Origin of the sequence: Chitinophaga polysaccharea (genome assembly GCF_902150045.1) — a bacterium.
Classification (GTDB): Bacteria; Bacteroidota; Bacteroidia; order Chitinophagales; family Chitinophagaceae; genus Chitinophaga; species Chitinophaga polysaccharea_A.
Map to the genome: position 1 here is coordinate 511725 of NZ_CABFVU010000003.1, position 22645 is coordinate 534369.

Annotated in this window: 18 protein-coding genes; 14 read left to right on the top strand and 4 right to left on the bottom strand. The window is 48.6% G+C overall.

Features of this window, described 5'->3' with window-relative positions:
* Nucleotides 1-16 precede the first annotated feature (16 nt).
* The 4 genes from ureG to FN124_RS22415 are packed head-to-tail and all read left to right on the top strand — an operon-like array spanning nt 17 to nt 4617.
* Nucleotides 17-652 carry an urease accessory protein UreG gene (ureG, locus tag FN124_RS22400; protein ID WP_142687002.1) on the top strand — a complete coding sequence of 212 codons (636 nt, stop codon included), beginning with the start codon at nt 17-19 and terminating at the stop codon, nt 650-652.
* Entirely contained in the window at nt 649-1428 is a 780-nt protein-coding gene (locus tag FN124_RS22405) for an urease accessory protein UreD (RefSeq protein WP_142687003.1), read from the top strand. Before ureG ends, FN124_RS22405 begins: the two co-directional genes overlap by 4 nt.
* Before the next feature lie 9 nt (nt 1429-1437).
* Entirely contained in the window at nt 1438-2142 is a 705-nt protein-coding gene (locus tag FN124_RS22410) for a hypothetical protein (protein ID WP_142687004.1), read from the top strand.
* Nucleotides 2143-2187: 45 nt separating this feature from the next.
* The gene (locus FN124_RS22415; RefSeq protein WP_142687005.1) at nt 2188-4617 is read left to right on the top strand and encodes an AsmA family protein; all 2430 of its coding nucleotides are present in this window, start codon (nt 2188-2190) and stop codon (nt 4615-4617) included.
* 43 nt (nt 4618-4660) lie between these two features.
* On the opposite strand, the gene FN124_RS22420 is transcribed toward FN124_RS22415, so the two are convergent.
* Nucleotides 4661-5965 (bottom strand): O-acetylhomoserine aminocarboxypropyltransferase/cysteine synthase family protein, encoded by a 1305-nt coding sequence (locus FN124_RS22420; RefSeq protein WP_142687006.1) that lies wholly within the window; start codon nt 5963-5965, stop codon nt 4661-4663.
* A gap of 150 nt (nt 5966-6115) precedes the next feature.
* On the opposite strand from FN124_RS22420, the gene FN124_RS22425 reads away from it, so the two are divergent.
* The 5 genes from FN124_RS22425 to FN124_RS22445 are packed head-to-tail and all read left to right on the top strand — an operon-like array spanning nt 6116 to nt 12902.
* On the top strand, nt 6116-7489 hold the full coding sequence (locus FN124_RS22425) for a 3' terminal RNA ribose 2'-O-methyltransferase Hen1 (protein ID WP_142687007.1): 1374 nt from the start codon (nt 6116-6118) through the stop codon (nt 7487-7489).
* Complete coding sequence (locus FN124_RS22430) at nt 7486-8247, top strand: nucleotidyltransferase domain-containing protein (protein ID WP_142687008.1); 762 nt, start codon at nt 7486-7488, stop codon at nt 8245-8247. The genes FN124_RS22425 and FN124_RS22430 overlap by 4 nt, the downstream gene beginning before the upstream one ends.
* Nucleotides 8237-9313: a DNA polymerase beta superfamily protein gene (locus tag FN124_RS22435; protein ID WP_142687009.1), complete on the top strand. Its 1077-nt coding sequence runs from the start codon at nt 8237-8239 to the stop codon at nt 9311-9313. The genes FN124_RS22430 and FN124_RS22435 overlap by 11 nt, the downstream gene beginning before the upstream one ends.
* Complete coding sequence (locus tag FN124_RS22440) at nt 9297-11900, top strand: polynucleotide kinase-phosphatase (protein ID WP_142687010.1); 2604 nt, start codon at nt 9297-9299, stop codon at nt 11898-11900. The genes FN124_RS22435 and FN124_RS22440 overlap by 17 nt, the downstream gene beginning before the upstream one ends.
* Before the next feature lie 36 nt (nt 11901-11936).
* The gene (locus tag FN124_RS22445; RefSeq protein ID WP_185937324.1) at nt 11937-12902 is read left to right on the top strand and encodes an NADP-dependent oxidoreductase; all 966 of its coding nucleotides are present in this window, start codon (nt 11937-11939) and stop codon (nt 12900-12902) included.
* Between the two features lie 180 nt (nt 12903-13082).
* On the opposite strand, the gene manA is transcribed toward FN124_RS22445, so the two are convergent.
* Nucleotides 13083-14285: a mannose-6-phosphate isomerase, class I gene (gene manA, locus FN124_RS22450; protein ID WP_142687012.1), complete on the bottom strand. Its 1203-nt coding sequence runs from the start codon at nt 14283-14285 to the stop codon at nt 13083-13085.
* Nucleotides 14286-14419: 134 nt separating this feature from the next.
* Between manA and FN124_RS22455 the strand changes: the two genes are divergently transcribed.
* Nucleotides 14420-14770, top strand: coding sequence for a YraN family protein (locus FN124_RS22455; RefSeq protein WP_142687013.1), 351 nt, complete (start codon nt 14420-14422; stop codon nt 14768-14770).
* A 400-nt stretch (nt 14771-15170) separates the two neighbouring features.
* Here the strand turns inward: FN124_RS22455 and purB are convergent, their stop codons facing one another.
* Complete coding sequence (gene purB / locus FN124_RS22460) at nt 15171-16508, bottom strand: adenylosuccinate lyase (RefSeq protein WP_142687014.1); 1338 nt, start codon at nt 16506-16508, stop codon at nt 15171-15173.
* Nucleotides 16509-16650: 142 nt separating this feature from the next.
* Here purB and FN124_RS22465 point away from each other — a divergent pair, with 142 nt between their 5' ends.
* Nucleotides 16651-17403, top strand: a complete 753-nt coding sequence (locus tag FN124_RS22465; protein ID WP_142687015.1) for a menaquinone biosynthetic enzyme MqnA/MqnD family protein — start codon at nt 16651-16653, stop codon at nt 17401-17403.
* Nucleotides 17404-17577: 174 nt separating this feature from the next.
* Complete coding sequence (locus tag FN124_RS22470) at nt 17578-18237, top strand: NADPH-dependent F420 reductase (protein ID WP_142687016.1); 660 nt, start codon at nt 17578-17580, stop codon at nt 18235-18237.
* 119 nt (nt 18238-18356) lie between these two features.
* Here the strand turns inward: FN124_RS22470 and FN124_RS22475 are convergent, their stop codons facing one another.
* The gene (locus FN124_RS22475; protein ID WP_142687017.1) at nt 18357-19988 is read right to left on the bottom strand and encodes a M1 family metallopeptidase; all 1632 of its coding nucleotides are present in this window, start codon (nt 19986-19988) and stop codon (nt 18357-18359) included.
* A 45-nt stretch (nt 19989-20033) separates the two neighbouring features.
* Between FN124_RS22475 and FN124_RS22480 the strand changes: the two genes are divergently transcribed.
* Together FN124_RS22480 and FN124_RS22485 are read left to right on the top strand one after the other, a co-directional pair.
* On the top strand, nt 20034-21677 hold the full coding sequence (locus FN124_RS22480; protein WP_142687018.1) for an ABC transporter substrate-binding protein: 1644 nt from the start codon (nt 20034-20036) through the stop codon (nt 21675-21677).
* 112 nt (nt 21678-21789) lie between these two features.
* On the top strand, nt 21790-22566 hold the full coding sequence (locus FN124_RS22485) for an acyl-CoA desaturase (protein ID WP_142687019.1): 777 nt from the start codon (nt 21790-21792) through the stop codon (nt 22564-22566).
* Nucleotides 22567-22645 lie beyond the last annotated feature (79 nt).

The following is a 22645-nucleotide window of genomic DNA, read 5'->3' on the forward strand; positions in this document are numbered from 1 at the left end:
TATAATTATTCATACCATGAGCAGAGAATATATAAAAGTAGGAGTGGCCGGCCCGGTAGGTTCTGGTAAAACGGCCCTCATTGAACGGTTAACAAGGCAAATGGCCCCACACTACCAGGTAGCTGTTATCACCAATGATATTTATACAAAGGAAGATGCAGAGTTCCTGACAAAGAACAGCCTGCTGCCCCCGGAAAGGATCATCGGTGTGGAAACGGGCGGCTGCCCGCACACAGCTATCCGCGAAGATGCCAGTATGAACCTGGAGGCCGTGGAAGAAATGGTGCGCCGCTTCCCGGATATTGAAATTGTGTTCATAGAAAGCGGTGGCGATAACCTTTCCGCCACTTTCAGCCCCGACCTGGCAGATGTGACCATCTTTGTAATAGACGTGGCAGAAGGAGATAAAATACCCCGTAAAGGAGGCCCCGGTATTACCCGCTCCAACCTGCTGGTGATCAATAAAATTGACCTGGCGCCCTATGTACATGCCGACCTCGGCGTGATGGAGAGGGATGCCCGCAAAATGAGGAACGGGCAGCCTTTCGTATTCACGGACCTTATGAGCGGCACAGGGCTCGATAACGTGATCAACTGGATTAAGAGATACGCCTTACTGGAAGATATTGCAGCGCCTAATCTCCTTACATGATCAGTGAACTGAAGATATTGACGGGAAAAAGGGAGGATAGTACTTACCTGAAAGAGTGCTTCTGTACAAGGCCTTTTAAAATTGCCAATGTGCGGGAAGAACGCAGCGACCCGGTACTGCGCCTCATGATGATGAGCTCTTCCCCCGGCATGCTGGATAAAGACCATTACAGGGTAGATATCACTGTAGCTGCCAGCACCGCTTTACACCTGCAAACACAGGCCTACCAGCGGCTGTTTAACATGGAAACAGGCGCTATCCACGAAATGGAGGTACGACTGCAAAGCGGCAGCACCTTCACCTTTTTGCCGCACCCGCTGGTACCGCATGAAAAGGCTGCCTATACCGGTTATACGAACCTGCGCCTGTCGGATAATTGCCGCCTAGTATGGGGAGAGATCATTACCTGTGGGCGTAAGCTCAACGGGGAAGTGTTCCGGTTTAAAAAGCTGCACAGCATTACCCGGGTGTTTTCAGGAACCCAGCTGTTGCTGATGGATAACCTCCTGATGCAACCCGGTGTTACCGATTTCCAGGCAATGGGCTGGATGGAAGGATATACCCACCAGGCCACTTTCCTGTATGTTGATACCCGTGAAGGAATATCCCTGCAGGAAACTACGGATAACCTTCACCGTTACCTGGAACAACAACCCGGCCTGCTTGCCGGCGTTACCCGCACCGCCGGTAATGGTATCATGGTAAGAATGCTGGGGCACAGCGGGGAACAACTATTTGAATGCCAGCAGCAACTGGCGAAATATTTACCTGTTTAAAACAACAGTATGTCATTTATCGATAACAGTTTATTACTGACTGCGGTTACTATCAGCTGTCTCCATACAGCCTCGGGGCCGGATCATTATGTACCCTTTATCGTTTTTTCCCGCACCCGTAAATGGTCGGTGGCCAAAACTATCGGGTGGACGGCCCTCTGTGGCCTCGGCCATGTAATGAGCTCACTGGTTATTGGTATGATAGGGGTGCTGCTGGGATGGCAGTTGTCCCGTTTTACCACCATTACCGAAGTACGGGGCGGCATGGCGGGATGGGCATTGCTGGTACTGGGGCTTTTTTACCTCATTTGGGGATTGTATAAGGCTATCGCCAACAGGCCGCATAAACACTTTGATGTGTACGATGACGGCGATATGTACGTGTACCAGCACCGGCATAATGAAGCGTATGTGGCGCCTCAGAAAAGGATCCGGGTAACGCCCTGGATCCTGTTTGTAATATTTGTAATGGGGCCATCGGAACCATTACTGCCTTTGCTATTTTATCCCGCAGCGCAACAGTCTGTACCCGGCATTGTGATGCTGATTGCCACGTTTACATTTTTTACGATCCTTACCATGATCATCATGGTGTTGTTGGGATATTATGGTTTTTCCCTCATGAAACCCGTTGCCACTGAGAGATACATGGCGGCCATCAGCGGCGCCGCTGTTACACTCTGTGGAACGGGCATGGTTTTTATGGGTTGGTGAACTGTTTAGCAGCTCAGGCTGTTATAGCAGATAAACCCTTTCCACATGAGAAAATGGCTCCGGATCATCCTTATTACCGGCGGTATATTTATCGCACTCCTGTTGTTGTTATTCCTGGGGATGACCTGGTACATACATGCCAACAAAGGCAATTTCCTGAAACAGATCACCTCCCAGCTGAATGATCGCCTGAGCGGCAATATACGTATCGGGGATATGGAACCTTCCCTGTTGAAGAGCTTTCCCAACGTATCCATCGCTTTGAAGAAAGTGGTGCTGGAAGACAGCCTTTTTCAGCAGCACCATCACCCATTGCTGGATGTGAATTATATTTTCGTACGGGTGAACACGTTATCACTGTTACGCAAGCACGTAGATGTGAATGAGATCAGCCTGCAGGATGGTACTGTTTTCCTCTATACCGATACCAGCGGCTATTCCAACACCTATGTGCTGCAACGGAAAACGCCCCCGGAAAAGAAAAGCAAAGGTTCAAAGGATGCCAGCATCAGCAAGCTGACATTAAAGAATATCAGTTTTATTATAGATAACCGGCAGAAGTTTAAACTATTCCAGCTGGATGTACCCCAGCTGGATGGCAAAATGAATGCTACTGATACCAGCGTCCAGTTTACCATGATATCGGATATCCTGTCAAAAAGTTTTGCTTTTAATACTGCTAAAGGAAGTTATCTGAAAGATAAAAAACTGCAGTTAAACCTCTCCGTTATCTTTAACAAACGCACAAAGATCCTCCATATACCACAGCAGGAGATCCGGATAGATGACCACCCGGTGCTGATCACCGGGCAGTTTGGCTTTGGTGAAAAACCACCGCCTTTCCGCCTGAAAATTAATGCCAACCAGGTATTGCTGCATGATGCAGCCTCCTGGTTGTCGCCCAATATCAGTACGAAACTAAGCAGCATTACCCTCACCAAACCGCTGGATGCGGAAGCTAACCTCGACGGTTATATGAAATACCGGGATACCCCCAAAGTGCTTATTACCTGGAAAACCACCAACAACGTACTGGTGAGCACTATGGGAGAATGGACCAACTGTAATTTTACAGGGAGGTTTAACAACGAAGTGTTACCGGGCCAGGGCCATAACGATGAAAATTCCGCTGTGAATATTTTTGGATTGAGCGCCAGCCTGGCGGGAGTGCCGCTGAAAGCAGATACCATCCGGGTGGTGAACCTGAAGCAGCCATTGCTGCGCGGGCATTTCCGCTCGGATTTCCCGCTAACGAACCTGAACAGCGGGACCGACGAAAGCCCGGTATTATTCAAGGAAGGCAGTGCCAATGCCGACCTGTATTACACAGGCCCTGTGCTGGCCAGCGATAATACGCCTTCTTCCCTGGAAGGGGTAGTGCAGGTAAAACAGGGCGCATTCACCTATCTGCCGCGTAACTTATCTTTTCATGATGCCAATGCCTCCCTGCGCTTTACGGGGCAGGACCTGCTGCTGGAAAACATCCGCATAAAAACAGAGAAAAGTAACCTGCAAATGGATGGGATGGTAAAGAACCTCCTTAACCTGTACTTCACCACGCCGGAAAAAATTGAGCTCACCTGGAATATCCGCAGCCAGCTGGCAGACCTGAATGAATTCAAAAGCTTCCTGGCGCCGCGCCGGAAGGTGAAAGCCTCCCGCAGTCAGCAGAAAGCCAGGATGAGCCGCGTGAGCCGGCAACTGGATGTGGTACTGGCTTCCAGCAATGTAGTGATGCAGGTGCAGCTGGATAAGATCATCTATCAGCGTTTTATCGCGCAGAATGTGAAAGCCTCCCTGCAACTAACGAGTACGGATATACTGTTAAAACAGATTGCCCTGCAGCATGCAGGCGGAAATATGCAAATGACCGGAATGCTTCACCAGCAGGGAAATAACAATAACTTCAACATGAATGCCACCGTGAATAATGTGTATATCAGCCAGCTGTTTTACGCATTCGATAACTTCGGGATGTCGTCCCTCAAATCGGAGAACCTGAAAGGAAATGTTTCAGCGAAAGTGAACCTGAAAGGAAACGTACTGGATAACGGAAGTCTTGCAAAGAATTCTCTCTATGGCACCATCAATTTTAACCTGAGGAACGGCGCTCTTGTCAACTTCGGCCCACTGGCGGATATTGGCAACTTTGCTTTCCGCAAGCGTCATCTCGACAGTATCACTATCGAAGACCTGTCCAATACCTTGCAGGTGCAGGGAAACAAAATACTGATCCCGCCCATGCGTATCGCGTCCAGTGCTATCAATATTGATGTGGACGGGGTTTACGGGATAAACGCGGCTACCAATATCAACCTGGCCATTCCATTGAGGAACCCCGCTAAAGATTCAGCGGTAACCGATATGGAAGAAAAACGTAAACGCAGCAGGAAGGGGATTATAATACACCTGCGCGCAGTATCTGAAAAAGATGGAAAAGTAAAGATCAAACTTGGTAAAAAGGACAATGAATAAACCGTGGTTGCTGTAAACAATTACAGCAACCACGGACACTGTTTTATGCTACCGACCGGAACGCCTGTTCAATATCTCCCTTAATATCACTGATATGTTCAATACCCAGCGAAATACGCAATACGCCGGGCGCTACACCTGCTTTCCTTTGCTCTTCCTCGCTGAGCTGCTGGTGGGTGGTAGTGGCAGGATGGATGATCAGTGTTTTGGAATCGCCTACGTTGGCAAGATGATATATTAACTTTAATGCCTGTACGAATTTATCTGCCGTTTCCTTTCCTCCTTTGATCTTAAAGCTCAATACGCCGCCAAAGCCATTTTGCAGGTACTTCTTCGCCAGTGCATGATATTTATTATCCGGTAACCCGGGGTAGTTAACAGATTCCACCTGCGGATGTTGCTGCAGCCATTGTGCCAGCGCAAGGGCATTGTCTACCGTCCGTTGTACGCGAAGCGAGAGGGTTTCCAGGCCCTGCAGGAACAGGAAAGAGTTCTGTGGCGCCAGTGCCGGTCCCCAGCTCCTTAAGCCGGCCACACGCGCACGGATAATATACGCAATATTGCCAAACGGGCTGTGCGATCCGAACACTTCCCAGAACTTCATACCATGATAAGCTTCATCCGGCTCGCTGAACTGCACAAACTTACCATTGCCCCAGTTATAGTTGCCTCCATCCACAATGATACCGCCAATGCTGGTGCCATGCCCGCCAATCCATTTGGTGGCAGCTTCCACTACCACGTTGGCGCCATGTTCCAGCGGACGGCTTAAATAACCTGCCGCACCAAAGGTATTATCCACCACCAGCGGGATATCATGTTTACGCGCAATTGCGCTGATCTTTTCAAAATCAGGAACGGCAAACCCTGGATTACCAATGGTTTCCACATAGATCGCTTTTGTTTTTTCATCGATCAGCGCTTCAAAGCTCTCCGGGTTATCAAGATCCGCAAAACGGGCCTCCACACCTATACGCTTGAAGCTTACTTTAAACTGGTTAAAAGTGCCGCCGTATAAGTAAGAAGAAGTAACAAAATTATCTCCCGGCAACAGGATATTATGCAAAGCTATAAACTGCGCCGCCTGCCCGGAAGCCACCGCCAATGCGCCTACACCACCTTCCAGCGCCGCCACTCTTTTCTCAAAAACGTCTGTGGTAGGATTCATGATGCGGGTATAAATATTCCCAAACTGTTTCAGCTGGAACAGGTCGGCCGCATGCTCCGCACTGTCGAATGTATAGGAAGTTGTTTGGTAAATAGGCACTGCAGCCGCATGGGTAGAGGATTCGGGCTGGTAGCCTGCATGTACCTGTAAGGTGTCGAAATGTAATGGCTTATCGGGCATAACCGGAAGATTTAAAGGTTTAACTATTAGTCTACAAATATAGTAGACTAATTGAGATAACAAAATATTTAACGCTATTCTCACACAAAAAATAATATCTTCGGCACTATTTCTATAAAATTAGTGTTCGGGGAAGAACACAGCTGACCAATGTTATTGACTATTACGACTAAACGTTACCCCGCTACAGACCTGGGTTATCTGTTGCACAAACATCCCGCAAAAGTACAAACGGTTGAACTGACTGCAGGGAGTGCGCATATCTTTTACCCGGAAGCAACAGACCATTCCTGCACCGCTGCTTTGTTACTGGATATTGATCCTGTGCGACTGGTACGTGGCAATGGGAAAGGCAACGACTTTACACTGGAACAATATGTGAACGACCGCCCGTATGTGGCTTCATCGTTTATGAGCGCCGCCATTGCGCAGGCCTACGCCACTGCGATGAACGGGCGTTGTAAAGACAAGCCCCACCTGGTGGAGGAAGCCATTCCCTTTGAAATAAACCTGTCCGTTTTACCCGTGAAGGGCGGAGAGCCGTTGCTGCGCCAGTTCTTTGAGCCCCTGGGCTATGAAGTAACAGTGCAATCGCACCTGCTGGATGAACAGTATCCCGAATGGGGGCAGAGCCGCTACTTCAACATGACCCTGCGCCATACGCTGCCGCTTAAAACGATCCTGAGGCAGCTGTACATCCTGGTGCCGGTATGTGATAACGACAAACACTATTTCGTGGGAGGCCATGAAATTGAAAAACTGATGGAGAAAGGAGAGGGCTGGCTGGATACACATCCCGCCAGAGAGCTTATTACACGGCGCTATCTCCGGCACATTGCACCGCTTGCAAAACAGGCGCTGGAGCTGATCATGAAAGATGAGGCATTGCCGGAGGAGGAAAAACCGGCAAAGGATAAAGTAAAACTGCACGACCTGCGATTACTAACGGTAAGGGATATACTCCAGGAACTGAATGTAGCTACCGTAGCAGATATGGGTTGCGGGGAAGGAAAGCTGCTCCGCCTGCTCATGGAAAAACCGCAGTTCAAAAAGATCCTGGGGATGGACGTAAGTTATCATGCGCTGGAAATAGCCATGGATAAACTGAAGCCGGACCGTCTTCCTGAAATGCAACGCAACCGCATACAGCTCATCCATGGCTCACTAACGTACAGGGATAAACGACTTTCAGGTTTTGATGCGGGCGTATTGGTGGAAGTGATCGAGCACCTGGACGAGCCACGGCTATCTGCACTTGAAAAAGTAGTATTTGAATACGCACGCCCGTTACATGTGATCATTACCACCGTGAATGCTGAATACAACGCATTGTACGAAAAGCTGTCCGCAGGCGCATTCCGGCATGGTGATCACCGCTTTGAATGGACACGCGCACAATTTGAAACATGGGGAAACCGGGTGGCCGCACAATTTGGTTATACAGTATCCTTCCGGCCATTGGGGGAAACAGATGAAACGCTGGGAGGTCCCAGTCAACTGGCTTTATTTAAACGATCATTATGAGAGACATTATTTTAGAAAAGATAAAGGAACTGGAACAGGAACACCAGGTAAAAGTATTGTACGCCTGCGAGTCGGGCAGCCGCGCCTGGGGCTTTGCTTCACCAGACAGCGATTACGATGTGCGCTATATTTATACCCGGCACAGGGATAGTTACCTGAGCATCACAGAACCGCGTGATGTAATTGAGCTACCGGTGGATGAAGTGCTCGACATCAGCGGATGGGATATCCGCAAAGGATTACAGCTATTCCTGAAATCCAATGCCCCGCTGTACGAATGGTTCCAATCGCCCATTATTTACCAGGAGGAAACAGACTTTAAACAAACCATGACAGGTCTCATGGGGAAATATTTTTCTCCACGCTCAGGTTGTCATCACTACCTGTCCATGGCCTTCAATGTTTTCTCCAATGAATTAAAGGGAGAGGCGGTGAAACTGAAGAAATACTTTTATGTGTTGCGCCCGCTACTGGCCTGCCAGTGGATCCTGGCCGGCAAAGGCGTGCCTCCCATGGAGTTTGCACCGCTGCGTACGCTGATAACGGATGCAGCCATCCAGGCTACCATCGATAAGCTGCTGGAAATAAAAGCCGGTGCAGACGAGCAAGCCACTATAACGCCGGATCCGGTGCTGCATCAGTGGATGGCGTATGCATTGGAAGATTGTAAGATGCAGGCGGCAGAACTGCCGGCGGTAAAAAATGATACCACGGAGCTGGATCAGCTTTTCCGGAAATATATTTCGTATGACTTTTGAATCGCTGAAACAACAACGGGAATACATCCTGCTGGAATGCATCAGTGGCAGCAGGGCCTATAACCTGCAGGTGCCCACGTCTGATACAGATATCAAAGGCGTGTTCATACTGCCGCAAAAGGAATTGTATGGCATGACCTATACACCGCAGGTGGCCAATCAAAGCAACGATGAAGTATACTTTGAAATAAAACGCTTCCTGGAACTCCTGGAGAAAAATAATCCCAATATCCTGGAGCTGTTAAGTACCACCAATAACAACCAGCTGTTCCGGCACCCGCTCATGAACCTGGTGCGGCCTGAGGATTTCCTGTCGAAGCTATGCCTGGAAACATTTGCCGGCTACGCCAAAACACAAATAAAAAAAGCCAAAGGACTGAATAAAAAGATTAACCAGTCGCACGGAACAGAACGGAAAGATGTGATGGAGTTCTGCTACGTAATAGCTGGCGCCGGAAGTGTTCCCTTACGGAAATGGCTGCACGAAAATAACCTGGAGCAGGAAGATTGCGGCCTCGCCCGCATTGATCATTTCCGGGATGTATATGCCTTGTATCACAACAGCCAGTTTGGGCAGGGGGTTATTTTTAAAGGGATCTTTTCCGGCGCAGATGCCAATGATGTACAGCTCAGCAGCGTTCCGGCAGAAGCAGACCCGCTGGCCATCATGCAATTTAACAAGGATGGCTATACGGTGTACTGTAAGGACTTTGCCACTTACTGGCAATGGGTGGAACTGCGCAATGAAGCCCGTTATGAACATAACAGGGAACTGGGCGCAGATTACGACAGCAAACATATAATGCATACTTTCCGGCTTCTTACAATGGCAGAAGAAATTGCATTGCATAAGGAAGTACGCGTGTACCGCAACGACCGCGATTTCCTGCTGCGTATCCGCAATGGGGAGTTCAGCTATGAGGAGTTGCTGGAAATGGCTACCCGTAAATTAAATGACATGGAACAGCTGTATGCAGCTTCAGATCTTCCGGATCAACCGGACCCTGAGCTGGCTGCATCACTGCTGATCAGAATCAGAGAGGAATTTTATGTCCCGCAGAAATAGACAATTATCACATATCACCATACCGGAACTATCACTGGTATTATTGATCGGCCCTTCAGGAGCCGGTAAGTCCACTTTTGCCCGCAATTTTTTCAAACCTACTGAAATTATTTCTTCAGATGTTTGCCGGGGTTTGATCAGCGATGATGAAAACAACCAGGCCGTTTCTGCTGATGCTTTTGAAGTAGCACGGTTTATAGCGGCAAAGCGGCTGAAACTGGGTTTGCTTACAGTGATCGATGCCACCAACGTACAACCGGAAGCCCGTAAGGAATGGGTAAAACTGGCAAGGGAATATCATGTGCTGCCAGTAGCTATTGTGCTCAACATGGCGGAGCATGTATGCAAGGAACGCAACAGTTTTCGCGGCGACCGGAACTTCGGTAACCATGTGATCCCCCAGCAGATCAGTCAGCTCCGGCGCGGGATCCGTCACCTCCGGGAAGAAGGGTTCCGTCATGTGTTTGAATTTCATTCACCGGAACAGGTGTCGCAGCTGGAAACCATTGCCCGTACACCCTTGTATAATAATAAGAAGGAAGAGCACGGGCCTTTTGATATAATAGGAGATGTGCATGGCTGCTATGATGAGCTGTGTGCCTTACTGGATACACTGGGTTACCAGGTAGATAAAGATAACTATACCCTGATCAGTGCGCCGGCAATTACTAACGGAGAAGGACATACGCAGTTTCGCAAACCGGTGCTGGTGGGCGACCTGGTAGACCGTGGCCCGAAATCACCACAGGTACTGCGGTTGGTAATGAACATGGTAAATAACGGGCAGGCCCTTTGTGTACCGGGTAACCACGATGCCAAACTGCTTCGTTACCTGATTGGTAAAAATGTGCAGCTGCGTTATGGGTTGGAACAAACTGTAGCCCAGCTGGCAGATGAAACGCCGGAATTCCTGGAAGCAGTGAAGCTGTTCCTGGATGGCCTTGTAAGCCATTATGTGCTGGACGACGGCAAGCTGGTGGTAGCCCATGCCGGTTTGAAGGAAAATATGCAGGGGCGCGGCTCCGGCGCTGTAAGGGAATTCTGTTTGTATGGTGAAACCACCGGGGAAACAGATGAATTCGGCCTGCCGGTCAGATACAACTGGGCGCTGGAATACAAAGGCAAAGCCATGGTGGTATATGGCCACACGCCGGTACCTCAGGCTAAGTTCCTGAACAATATCATTGATATAGACACCGGTTGCGTGTTTGGCGCTACCCTTACCGCCCTGCGTTACCCGGAAAGAGTGTTGGTAGCAGTGCCTGCACTGGAGCAGTATGCAGTGCCTGCCCGTCCTATTGGCTATAACGCAGATAGCGCATTGAGTATAGAACAGCAATATGATAATGTACTGGATATAGATGATTTTACCGGGAAGAAGATCCTGGAAACCCGTTACAGCCACAGTATCACCATCCGGGAAGAAAACAGTATTGCGGCACTGGAAGCTATGAGCCGTTTTGCTGTCAACCCGCGGTGGCTGATATACCTGCCGCCTACCATGTCGCCCGCCGAAACCAGCCGGGAAGAAGGAATGCTGGAGCACCCGGCAGAGGGGTTGCAATATTACAGGGATGCAGGTATCAGCAAAGTGATTTGTGAGGAAAAACACATGGGCTCCCGCGCAGTGGTAATCGTTTGCCGGGATGAAGCAACAGCGGTAAAACGGTTTGGCGTTACCGGGGAAGGTAACGGTATCGTATATACGAGAACCGGCCGTAGCTTTTTCAATGATAAGCAAACGGAACAGGATTTCATTGCCCGTATTAATACAGCTTTGATCAACACAGGTTTCTATGATACCTTTGAAACCGACTGGGTTTGCCTGGATGCAGAGCTGATGCCCTGGAGCGCAAAAGCCCAGGCATTGCTGCAGCAGCAATATGCAGCTGTGGGAGCGGCGGCGGCACATTCGTTGCCCGTAGTGGTGGAAGCCTTGCTGCAGGCAGTTACACAGGGCGTTCCGGCACAGGCATTGCTGGAAAAGTATTCCCGCCGCCAGGAGCAAACCAGCAGTTATGTAAAAGCTTACCGCCAGTATTGCTGGCCGGTGGAATCGCTGGACGATTATAAGCTGGCGCCATTCCATATTATGGCCACAGAAGGCAAAACGTATTTCCACAGGGATCATACCTGGCACATGTCTGCCATCGGAGATATTTGCGCCGGTAATGAACAGTTGCTGGTTGCTACGCCTTTTATTGAAGCGGAAATTGGCAATGAAGCCAGTGAACAGGCGGCAGTCCGCTGGTGGGAAAGTCTTACGGCCGCCGGTGGGGAAGGTATGGTCATCAAACCCGCTGCCTTTATTGCCCGAGATGCCAAAGGGCTTATACAACCTGCTGTTAAGATCCGCGGAAAAGAATATCTCCGTATTATTTATGGCCCTGAATACGATGCGCCTGAAAATCTTACCCGGCTGAGGAGCCGCAAGTTGTCGGGCAAACGCTCCCTCGCACTGCGGGAATTCGCGCTAGGCCTGGAGGGACTGGACCGGTTTGTAAATAATGCGCCTCTGCAGCTGGTACATCAATGCGTATTTGGTATTTTAGCGCTGGAGAGTGAGCCCGTGGATCCGAGACTGTAACCGTAAACGCATCTATCTACATAAAAAAATATGATTATGAAAGCCGTAGCCGTATCAAAATTCAAAGACATTCCTGTGGTGATGGATCTTCCGAAACCCGCAGTACGACCGGGAACAGTGCTGGTGAAGGTAGCTGCCGCCGGTATGAATCCGTTCGACTGGAAAATGATCGATGGCATTATGGACGACGGGAAAACGAAACACCAGTTCCCCCTTATTATGGGCGTAGATGGCGCCGGTACCATAGAAGAAGTGGGAGAGGGCGTTACCCGGTTTAAGGTAGGCGATAAGATCTACGGCCAGTTTATTCATTCCCCTATCGGGGAAGGCTCCTATGCGGAATATGCTATTGTGCCGGAGAAATCAGGTATTACCAAAGCGCCGTCCGGTATATCTGCCGTAGAAGCGGCAGCAGTGCCTACTTCCGGTATGACCGCCCAGCAACTCCTGGATAAATTGGACCTCCAGGAAGGCAATACCCTGCTCATTGTAGGCGCTACCGGCGGCGTAGGCTCCTTTGCTGTACAACTGGCAGCAGCGCAGGGCATACATGTTATCGCTACCGTTTCCGACGAAGCCGGTGCAGAAAGAATGAAGAAGCTGGGGGCAGCTGAAACCATCAACTATAAAACAGCCTCATTAACCGGGCAGGTAAAGGAAAAATACCCCGAAGGGGTTGATGGCCTGCTGGACCTGATCAGCAACAGTGAAAATTTTGAAGCTCACCTCGATTTGCTGAAACCCGGCAGCGGCGCCCTCACCACCGCTTTTGTAGCAAAAGAAGAAGCGCTGAAAAGCAGGAATCTGCACGGAGGCAATTTCGAAACACAAGGCAGCGCCGCATCGCTGGATACGCTCACCCTTATCATCGACCGCGGAGGACTAACCATCCCAGTAGAAAATAAAATCAGGCTGGAAGATGCACCGGCAGCCATTGCACTAAGCCGGCAGGCGAAAGCCAAAGGTAAAACGGTGATCGTTATCGGCGCGGATTTTGTCTGACTCACTGATTATGATGATTTCTTTGATTTTTACTTTTAGTTTTTTGTTTTAGATGCTATTTAAAATAGTTAAGGGAGATAAAGCGAATATATCCGTCGCATCTCCCTTAACTATTTATATTTATAAGCTCAAAAAAATAAAATCAAAGAAATCATCATAATCAGTGAGTCAGACAAAATCCTACACATTCGCCGTTGCCTTAAACAACTCCGCCGCTCCGTCGGTGCTGATCTCGTAGGAGGCCCCATACGTTGTAAAAGCGCATTGCCCCTTCTGTAACGCCAGTGTGTCCTCGCCTTTAATAGTGGCGCTGCCTTTTATTACAATCAGTATCTCCGCAGCTTTGGCGGTATGCTTGTACACCTGTCCGGCGCTAAGCTCAATTTTACTCACTTCAAAATCCGGCGCCGGGGAAGGATAGATCCTTTCCAGGCCATCCGCGCTTACATCGCCTTTAATAATATGCGGATGCACGCCTTCAAAACGGGTATGCTTCAGCAGCTCGGGCACATCCACATGCTTAGGGGTAAGACCGCCACGCAGTACATTGTCTGAATTGGCCATCAGCTCTACGTTCTGGCCTTCCAGGTAAGCGTGGGGGATACCTGCATCCTGGAACACAGCCTCGCCAGGCTGCACCTGCATGATGTTGAAGAAATAAATAGAGAAGATGCCACGATCCAGTTTGTCTTTACTGTTTGGATCATTCAGCACCGCACGGGCTGCCCAGAAACCAGGATCGGTTTTAGACAGTTTGTTTGCTTTGTAGGGAAGGATCACCCGGTCTGTCAGTGGACGGAGAATGATGTTCACCAGCGGTTGCGGCATCTCCATTACATTTTTATACAGGCCATAATAACCTTCTTTTTCGTATATACTTACCAGTGATATGAACTCCGGAACGGTTTTCAGTACTTCCAGTAATTTTTCATGCGGCAGGAAGCCGTGAAGAAGATAAAACTCGCTCAACGCCACCATAATTTCAGGCTTATGGTTGTCGTCTTTATAATTGCGGTAAGGCGCATTCAATGGGATACCTTCTGCATTCTCCCTGGCAAATCCTTTCTCTGCTTCACTTTTGGTAGGGTGTACCTGGATAGATAACATATCTTTTACATCCAGGATCTTAAAGAGAAAAGGCAGCTCCTTAAACCGTTCCCAAACCGCGGGGCCGGTAATGTTAGCCGGGTCCGTTTTGATCAGTTCATTCAACGGTACCTGTCCGCCGGCAGTGGCGATATTGGACGGTGCGCTGGGATGCGCGCCCATCCAGTATTCTGCGCTGGGCTGATCCGAAGGGGGAATACCTAACAGCTCGGGAATATATTTATATCCGCCCCATGCGTAATGCTGTACTTTTCCTTCCAGTCTGAATAAGTTCATAATATAGTAATCTGTTTACTTGTTAAATACCAGGGAATCGATAATTTTATATGCCTGCAAAAATAGGTGTTAGGAATAAATAATTCCCTACACCCGGAAGTAAATTGTTTGTAATACCCAAATCCAGCAACAAAATGGCAAATCACTTATCCCTGGGGCAACAGGGCGAATTAATTGCACAGGCATATGTTCGCCGCTATTGTACCATCCTGCATGTGAACTGGAAATCAGGCAGGAAAGAAATTGATATCATCGCCGGAAAAGAAGCGCAGATCTATTTCATAGAGGTAAAAACACGGAGCACGGATCGCTTCGGATGGCCCGAGGAAGCTGTGAATGCCCGTAAGGAAGAACATATCCGCAGTGTGGCCACCGATTATCTCCAGTATTATCATCTCAGCCCGGTAGCTATCCGCTTCGATATTATTGCCATCACCTTTTGGGGAGATACCTATGAACTGGAACATCTTAAAGATGTGTTCTGAGCGCGGTTTTCATTACATTATCATTAACTGGTTATTAACAAAAAAATGCCTATGATTATTTTGTAATACTATATCTTTGCATCAGCTTTTAGAACCTACCCCTGAGCTGTTATCCCCCGGTATCCCGGTAGTTTTCAAGCAAGATTCATTTCCCTGGAAATGCCTGATGCAGTGGCTGGTATGGCCTGATGCAGGCGATGTATTTCTATCAGCGGGAGAGATGAGTTACCGGCGATTGCCAATAACAAAAAAAGAGGGGAATAGAAATTAATACACATTGAACAGCGTTTGTTTAACCGTGGCTATTACGCTACCAACGCATTGATCGCAGTTAATTAATTGCTTTCGGGAGTCAAAAAAAAGCTCCGTCCTGTAAGACGGAGCTTTTTCTGTTTCAGATTTACCACAAACCGGTATAATTATGTGGTGTAATGGCTTTCAGTTCTTTTTTGAGGGCCGCGCTGATCTTCAGGCTGTCCACAAATTTATGCATGCTTTTCTGTGTGATCTGTTCTCCGCCGCGGGTAAGCTCTTTCAGGGCTTCATATGGCTGCGGGTAGTTTTCACGGCGTAATACGGTTTGAATTGCTTCTGCTACCACGGCCCAGTTATTTTCCAGGTCGTCCTTTAGTTTCGCTTCATTGAGGATCAGTTTTTCCAGTCCCTTCTGGATAGATTTTGTAGCCAGCAGGGTATGGCCAAACGGAACACCGAGGTTACGCAATACCGTAGAATCGGTCAGGTCGCGCTGCAGGCGGGAAACCGGCAGCTTTGCGCTCAGGTGCTCAAACAATGCGTTAGCCAGACCGAGGTTACCTTCTGCATTTTCAAAATCGATGGGGTTCACCTTATGCGGCATCGCGGAGGAGCCCACTTCGTTCTTCTTGATTTTCTGTTTGAAGTAATCCATGGAGATGTAAGTCCATACGTCGCGGCAGAAGTCAAGTAATATAGTATTGATCCGTTTCAGGGCATCAAACTGTGCAGAGATGTTGTCGTAATGCTCAATCTGTGTAGTATACTTCATACGTTGCAGTCCCAGTGTGGTGTTCACGAATTTCTCGCCGAACTTCTCCCAGTTGATCTTTGGGAAAGCCACATGATGTGCGTTGAAGTTACCGGTAGCACCGCCAAATTTTGCTGCAAAAGGAATGTGGCTGAGCAGGTTCACCTGTCCTTCCAGTCTTTCTACAAACACCAGGATCTCTTTACCCAAAATGGTAGGAGAGGCAGGCTGACCGTGAGTACGGGCCAGCATAGGCACTTTCATCCATGATGATCCCAGTTTCTTCAGTTCCAGGATCAGGTTGGCCAGGGCAGGCATATATACCTGTTCTACGGCGTCTTTCCAGAGAAGGGGGGTAGCGGTATTGTTTACGTCCTGTGAAGTAAGGCCGAAATGTACCCATTCCAGTTTATCTTCCAGGCCCAGGTTTTTCAGTTCATTTTTCAGGAAATATTCAACTGCCTTTACGTCGTGGTTGGTAATTTTCTCTGTGTCTTTGATCAGTTGTGCGTTCTCGATGGTGAACTCCTGGTAAATTTTACGCAGGGCGGGGAACTTGGCTTTAGGCAGTGTAAACAGCTTCTGCTCTGAAAGCGCAATAAAATATTCCACCTCTACCATCACACGGTAACGGATCAACGCAAATTCAGAAAAATAATTGGCCAGCTCGTCCAGTTGTTTGCGATAGCGCCCGTCCAGCGGAGAAATGGCAGTTAAAGGTTGTAGTTGCATAATGTATGTATTCCAGTATTACTATTAACATGTTTGAATGGCTGCAAGTTCTCCCTAAATCCCGATTTACAGGACCACAATTATTCATTTGGAACTTGTTAACCGGGATTTAATTACTTTTGCAGCTTCAAAATTACTGAAATTGGAACGGAAAGTAAAAGTTGCGGCTGTAAGTTATTTGAATACGAAGCCTTTATTGTATGGATTCAGGAGTCATCCGGTGATGGAGATGATGGAATTATCGATGGATTATCCCGCTAAAATAGCCCAGCAGCTGATAGATGGAGAGGTGGATGTAGCGTTGGTGCCGGTAGCTATTATTCCTAAACTGAAGGAATATCATATCATAGCAGATTATTGTATCGGAGCGGAAGGACCTGTGGCCTCCGTTTGTTTATACAGCGATGTGCCGCTGAATGAGATCAAACGTATTTACCTGGATTACCAGAGCCGTACATCGGTAGCGCTGCTGAAAGTGCTGGTACGTGAATACTGGAAACTGGATGTGGAGTTTGTGGACACCAACGGCGACTACCAGGATAAGATCAGGGGGACCGATGCGGGGCTGGTGATCGGCGACCGCGCCTTGGAACAACGCAAAATTTCTCCGTATATTTATGATCTGGCAGAGTATTGGATGCGTTTTACCAGCCTGCCCTTTATCTTCGCGGCCTGGATCAGCAACAAACCCCTTCCGGCTGAATTTATAAAGGAGTTCAACCATGCTACTGGCATCGGAACACAGAACATCCCGGCAGTAGTGGCTGAAAACCCTTACGCAGTATACGATCTTACCACGTATTATGTTCATAACATCAGCTACCCGCTAACACCGGCGAAGCGGCAGGGGATGCAAAAATTCCTCGGATACCTGTTACAGGAGAGGGTTGCATGATCAAGTCCACCTCCTGTCCGCGTAATCTCCGCGACCGGAGCATGAGTAAAGCGAGTGCTTCGCGTGTGCAAAGCATACGCGAAGGTTGTCTGACCTGAATCAGACAAAATTCGCTTCGTTCTTTTTAGTATCTTCATAGTTCGCACTATTATCTGCTCAATTTAATCTTCGCTCATGAAAATCGGTATCCTTGGAAGCGGACCTGTTGGATTAACTCTTGGTAAAGGGCTTATTCAAACAGGGCATCATGTTACAATCGGTACCCGCAACCCTTCGAGGGAAGCCCTGCAGCAATGGATAAAGAAGCAAGGAAAGCAGGCCATGGCCGGTACTTTCAGGCAGGCGGCCGAATTTGGGGAACTACTGCTGATCTGTACCAGCTGGGCAGGTACCAAAAAAGCCATTGAAGCCGCCGGCATTTGGAACTTCAAATCCAAAACAGTGGTGGATGTTACCAATCCGCTTGATGGCAAAGGTCCCGATGAAAACGGGCGTCTTACCTTCACTATTGGTCATACCAACTCCGCCGGTGAACAAATACAAGCCTGGCTGCCTCCTGACGCCAATGTGGTAAAGGCGCTCAGTTGTATCGGCCACGAAAAAATGTTGCTGCCCGACTTTAAGGAAGGCGCACCCACTATGTTTATTGCTGGTAATAATATCGATGCCAAACGGGAAGTAGTGAACCTCCTGCACCAGATCGGCTGGCATGATGTGGCGGATATGGGAAAGATAGAAATGAGCCGCAGCATAGAACCGCTCTCCATTTTATGGGCCGCCTGGGGATTCCTGAACGACAGCTCCGGACACGCTTTCAAATTATTAAAACGATAAACAAAGAGAGGCTGTATCAAAAGTAATCTGAAGGTCCTGAGAATTGCGTAAACGAAAATTCTCTCCATCAGGTACCCGAATAAAATCGAGTAAAAATTACTTATGATACAGCCTCTTTTTTATTTTACCTTTTTTGAATTTATATAGAAGTTTTTATCTACCTCAAAATTCTTCAGATCAGTTAAAGTAATATTGGAACTGCGCCATAACGTGCCTGGGTATATCAGCTTATAACCATTATCGCTCAGCTTTACCTTTACCGGCATATTAAAGTCCTTTACATCAGACACCCAACGGTACTGCAGCTGCTGCCCATTGAAACGGTATTCCAGCGTAGGGATGGTGGTATGACGCAGGTACTGGTCAAAAACCTTATCCAGCTTCATGCCTACCACCTGGCTCATATAGTCTTCAATTTCCTGTGTTGTTACCGTTTGGTGATAGAATGTTTTGTTCAGCCCCCGCAGCAGCTGCCGGAAAGCCTCATCGTTTTCCATGATCTGCCGGATGTTGTGCAGCATGTTGGCTCCTTTATAATACATATCGCCGCTTCCTTCGGCATTAACGCCATAGGGGGCAATAATAGGTTTATCATTTAAGATGTTCTTGCGGATGCCCTGTACATATTCATCTGCAGCCTTACGCCCGTATTGGCATTCGGTATAAAGGGTTTCGGAGTAGTTGGTGAAAGATTCATGGATCCACATATCAGCCAGGTCTTTACTGGTGATGCTGTTGCCAAACCATTCGTGGCCGCTTTCATGGATAATGAGGAAGTCCCACTTAAGGCCCCAGCCGGTACCGGAAAGATCCCTGCCGGAGTAGCCCATCTGATATTTGTTGCCATACGCAACCCCGCTCTGGTGCTCCATTCCCAGGAATGGGGCCTCAATCAGTTTGTAGCTGTCTTTATAAAAAGGATATTTTCCAAACCAGTACTCAAAGCATTTCAGCATGGGCTTTACTACTTTGAAATGCTCCCGTGCCTTGTCTTCATTATAATCCAGTACCCAGAAACCCAGGTCCAGTTTGCCTCCTTCGCCTGAATAGGTATCCTTCATTTCTATATAGTTGCCTATGTTCACCGCCACATCATAATTATTGATGGGATTGTCTACATACCACACAAAGGTTTTGGTGCCGTCGGGGTTGTCGATGGTCTTTTTTAAACGTCCATTGGATACGTCGGTAAGATCGGAAGGAACGGTAACGTTGATGGTCATGTCTTCCGGCTCATCGCTTTGGGTGTCTTTGTTCGGCCACCAGATGCTGGCGCCCAGGCCCTGGCAGGCAGTGGCTATCCAGGGGCGGCCTTTATCGTCTTTAGCCCAAACCACGCCGCCATCCCAGGGTGCTTTAACCGCTTTGCGGGGCTTGCCGCTGTAAAACACCGTGATCTTTTTGGATCTGTCCTTTGCCTGCGGCGCTGTTGTTTTTATGAACCAGGCATTGCCGTCGCGGGTAACGGGAAGTGATTTCTTATCCTGCACCACACTGTCTATCACCATAGGCGCCTGCAGATCTATTTGCATGATGGAATCGGGTTTCAGTATTTTATAGGTAATAGTATTGAACCCGCTGAAGGTGCTGTCGTCCGGGTTTACCCGCACATGCAGGTCGTAGTTTGTAACATCCCACCAGGCGCGTTGTGGAGTGATAGTGCCTCTCAGCGTGTCCGCCCTGCTGAACTGCTGTGCCCCTGCAGTTAAGGTAGCCATTAGGGCTATACAAAGCATAGGTATGCCGCGCATATTTATTCGTATATTTTAGCCTGAAAGATATTAATTTACTGCCAGATGAAAAGTAGTTATTGCCAGGTGGTTATATACAGATGGGGGCTTGCAGTGCTATGCAGCCTCCTGCTTGGGGCATGCGGCAGCCCGGAAAAACAGTCGCTGCGCGTATTCCGGTATAACAGTACCAATGGAATTGCCAGCCTGGACCCCGCGTTTGCCAAAAGCCAGGAAGTAATATGGGCGGTAAAGCAATTATACAATACCCTGGTGGAGCCGGACAGCAACCTGGTGATCCGGCCCTCGCTGGCAAAGCAGTGGCGCGAATCGGCAGACCACCGCACTTATACCTTCGACCTGAGAACGGATGTATACTTCCACGACAGCGACATCTTCCCCGGGGGCAAAGGCCGCAGGATGACGGCCCACGATGTGGTATACAGCCTCCGCCGGATTATGGACCCGGTTACCGCATCGCCCGGAGCCTGGATCTTCAACGGCAAGCTCTCGGCCGACAGCGGCTTTAAAGCCCTCAATGATTCTACCTTTGAACTAACGCTCTACCGGCCTTTTCACCCGGTGCTGGGGATTCTCAGCATGCAGTATTGCTCTATAGTACCGCATGAGGCGGTGGAGAAATACGGGAAAGACTTCCGCAATCATCCCTGTGGCACCGGCCCGTTCCGCTTTTTTCTCTGGGACGAAGGACAGGCCCTGGTGCTGCACCGCAACCCGCTTTATTTTGAAACGGATAGCGCCGGGCATCGCCTGCCTTACCTGGAAGCTGTGCAGGTGGGCTTCCTCGAAAGCAAGGCCTCCGAGTTCCTGCTGTTCCGCCAGGGGCAGCTCGACTTTATGAACGACATAGACGCCTCCTTTAAAGATGAAGTGCTCACCAAACAGGGGCAGCTCCGCAAGGAATGGGAAGGCAAAATGGTGCTGAACAAACATCCTTACCTGAATACCGAATACCTGGGTTTTCTTACAGACAGCAGCATAGCCATCGTAAAAGCATCGCCGCTCCGCTGGAAAAAGATCCGGCAGGCCATTAACTACGGTATAGACCGTACGAAAATGATGACCTATCTCCGTAATGGTATAGGAATCGCCGCCACTGCGGGTTTTGTGCCTGCAGGATTGCCGTCTTTCAGTACGCAGCAGGTAAAAGGGTATCCCTGTAACCCTGCCATGGCCCGGCAGCTGCTCCGCGAAGCCGGCTTCCCCGACGGGAAAGGGCTGCCCGTTATTAAGTTATTGTCTATTCCCATCTACGCAGACCTGGCTAACTATGTGGCCAACCAGCTGGAAAACATTGGCATAAGGGTACAGGTGGAGATTATACAGAAAAGTCTGCTGCTGGAGCAAACTGCTAAGTCCCAGGCGCTGTTTTTCAGGGGCAGCTGGATCGCCGATTATCCCGACGCAGAAAGCTATCTGGCCATGTTCTACAGCAAAAATCCCGCGCCGCCTAATTACACCCGCTATCATAACCCCGCTTTCGACCGGCTGTATGAAGCCTCCCTGGAGGAAAACAACGACAGCATCCGCTATGCCCAATACCGGGAGATGGATAATATGCTTATGGCAGACGCCGCAGTAGTGCCGTTGTTCTATGATGAAGTGGTAAGACTGGTACAGCCCAATATCTCCGGATTCAGCAATAACGGTATGAATCTCTTAGAGTTACGTCGGGTAAAGAAAAATTAAAATTTAAAATTATTTTAACATTTTATTCACCACCCGGGTTGACAATACTGGCTTTATATCCGCTTAATTAGCTTACCTTTGACGCTTATTTGTCACTTTATAAAGTATAGAAATGACGGCGATCCTGATATTCTTTTGTGTGCATTGGTTCTTTTCCTTGTTTTTTCACACATTTTACTTACACCGTTATGCATCTCACCAGATGTATACTACCAGCAAATTCTGGGAACGATTCTTTTATTTCAGCACCTGGTTTTTCCAGGGTTCATCATACCTGATTCCAAGAGCTTATGGCGTTATGCACCGCATGCATCACGAGTTCAGCGATACCGAGCACGATCCGCATTCCCCGCACTTCTTTAAAGACGTATGGGGTATGATGGTGCAGACCCGCAAGATCTACAATGGTTTTGTGACCCGTACCAGCCAGGTAGATCCTAAATTTACCAAGGATCCATTGCCTGAATGGGATGCCATGGATAAGTTCGGCGACAGCAACATTACCCGCTTCCTCTGGATGGGTGCATACGTAGCATTTTATGTAGCGTTTGTTCCTGCGGGCATGTGGTACCTTTATTTACTGCTGCCTATCCATTTCCTGATGGGACCTGTACAGGGCGCTATTGTTAACTGGTGCGGTCACAAATATGGCTACCAGAACTTTGATAACAACGACCACTCAAGAAACACTTCCCCATGGGGCATTGTACTGATGGGCGAACTGTTCCAGAACAACCACCACAAATTTAAAGACAGTCCTAACTTTGCCAAGAAATGGTATGAACTGGACCCAAGCTACCAGGTAATGAAGGTTTTGAACTTCATCGGCATCATTAAGCTGAAACCTGCAGTGGTTACAGCGCAGATGAAGAAAGCCAAAGCTGCCTGATAACAGCTACTTCGTACAATCAATCTGTTACAATAATAGAAAGTGCCTTGCCGTAATGGTGAGGCATTTTTTATTGATC

What these genes read in the sequence shown, in the direction of transcription:
- FN124_RS22415 (WP_142687005.1), top strand. Translation starts at nt 2,188, where the DNA reads ATGAGAAAATGGCTCCGGATCATCCTTATTACCGGCGGTATATTTATC.
- FN124_RS22425 (WP_142687007.1), top strand. Translation starts at nt 6,116, where the DNA reads ATGTTATTGACTATTACGACTAAACGTTACCCCGCTACAGACCTGGGT.
- FN124_RS22475 (WP_142687017.1), bottom strand. Translation starts at nt 19,988, where the DNA reads ATGCGCGGCATACCTATGCTTTGTATAGCCCTAATGGCTACCTTAACT.
- FN124_RS22430 (WP_142687008.1), top strand. Translation starts at nt 7,486, where the DNA reads ATGAGAGACATTATTTTAGAAAAGATAAAGGAACTGGAACAGGAACAC.
- FN124_RS22480 (WP_142687018.1), top strand. Translation starts at nt 20,034, where the DNA reads ATGAAAAGTAGTTATTGCCAGGTGGTTATATACAGATGGGGGCTTGCA.
- FN124_RS22405 (WP_142687003.1), top strand. Translation starts at nt 649, where the DNA reads ATGATCAGTGAACTGAAGATATTGACGGGAAAAAGGGAGGATAGTACT.
- ureG (WP_142687002.1), top strand. Translation starts at nt 17, where the DNA reads ATGAGCAGAGAATATATAAAAGTAGGAGTGGCCGGCCCGGTAGGTTCT.
- FN124_RS22435 (WP_142687009.1), top strand. Translation starts at nt 8,237, where the DNA reads ATGACTTTTGAATCGCTGAAACAACAACGGGAATACATCCTGCTGGAA.
- FN124_RS22455 (WP_142687013.1), top strand. Translation starts at nt 14,420, where the DNA reads ATGGCAAATCACTTATCCCTGGGGCAACAGGGCGAATTAATTGCACAG.
- FN124_RS22440 (WP_142687010.1), top strand. Translation starts at nt 9,297, where the DNA reads ATGTCCCGCAGAAATAGACAATTATCACATATCACCATACCGGAACTA.
- manA (WP_142687012.1), bottom strand. Translation starts at nt 14,285, where the DNA reads ATGAACTTATTCAGACTGGAAGGAAAAGTACAGCATTACGCATGGGGC.
- FN124_RS22420 (WP_142687006.1), bottom strand. Translation starts at nt 5,965, where the DNA reads ATGCCCGATAAGCCATTACATTTCGACACCTTACAGGTACATGCAGGC.
- FN124_RS22470 (WP_142687016.1), top strand. Translation starts at nt 17,578, where the DNA reads ATGAAAATCGGTATCCTTGGAAGCGGACCTGTTGGATTAACTCTTGGT.
- FN124_RS22410 (WP_142687004.1), top strand. Translation starts at nt 1,438, where the DNA reads ATGTCATTTATCGATAACAGTTTATTACTGACTGCGGTTACTATCAGC.
- FN124_RS22445 (WP_185937324.1), top strand. Translation starts at nt 11,937, where the DNA reads ATGAAAGCCGTAGCCGTATCAAAATTCAAAGACATTCCTGTGGTGATG.
- purB (WP_142687014.1), bottom strand. Translation starts at nt 16,508, where the DNA reads ATGCAACTACAACCTTTAACTGCCATTTCTCCGCTGGACGGGCGCTAT.
- FN124_RS22485 (WP_142687019.1), top strand. Translation starts at nt 21,790, where the DNA reads ATGACGGCGATCCTGATATTCTTTTGTGTGCATTGGTTCTTTTCCTTG.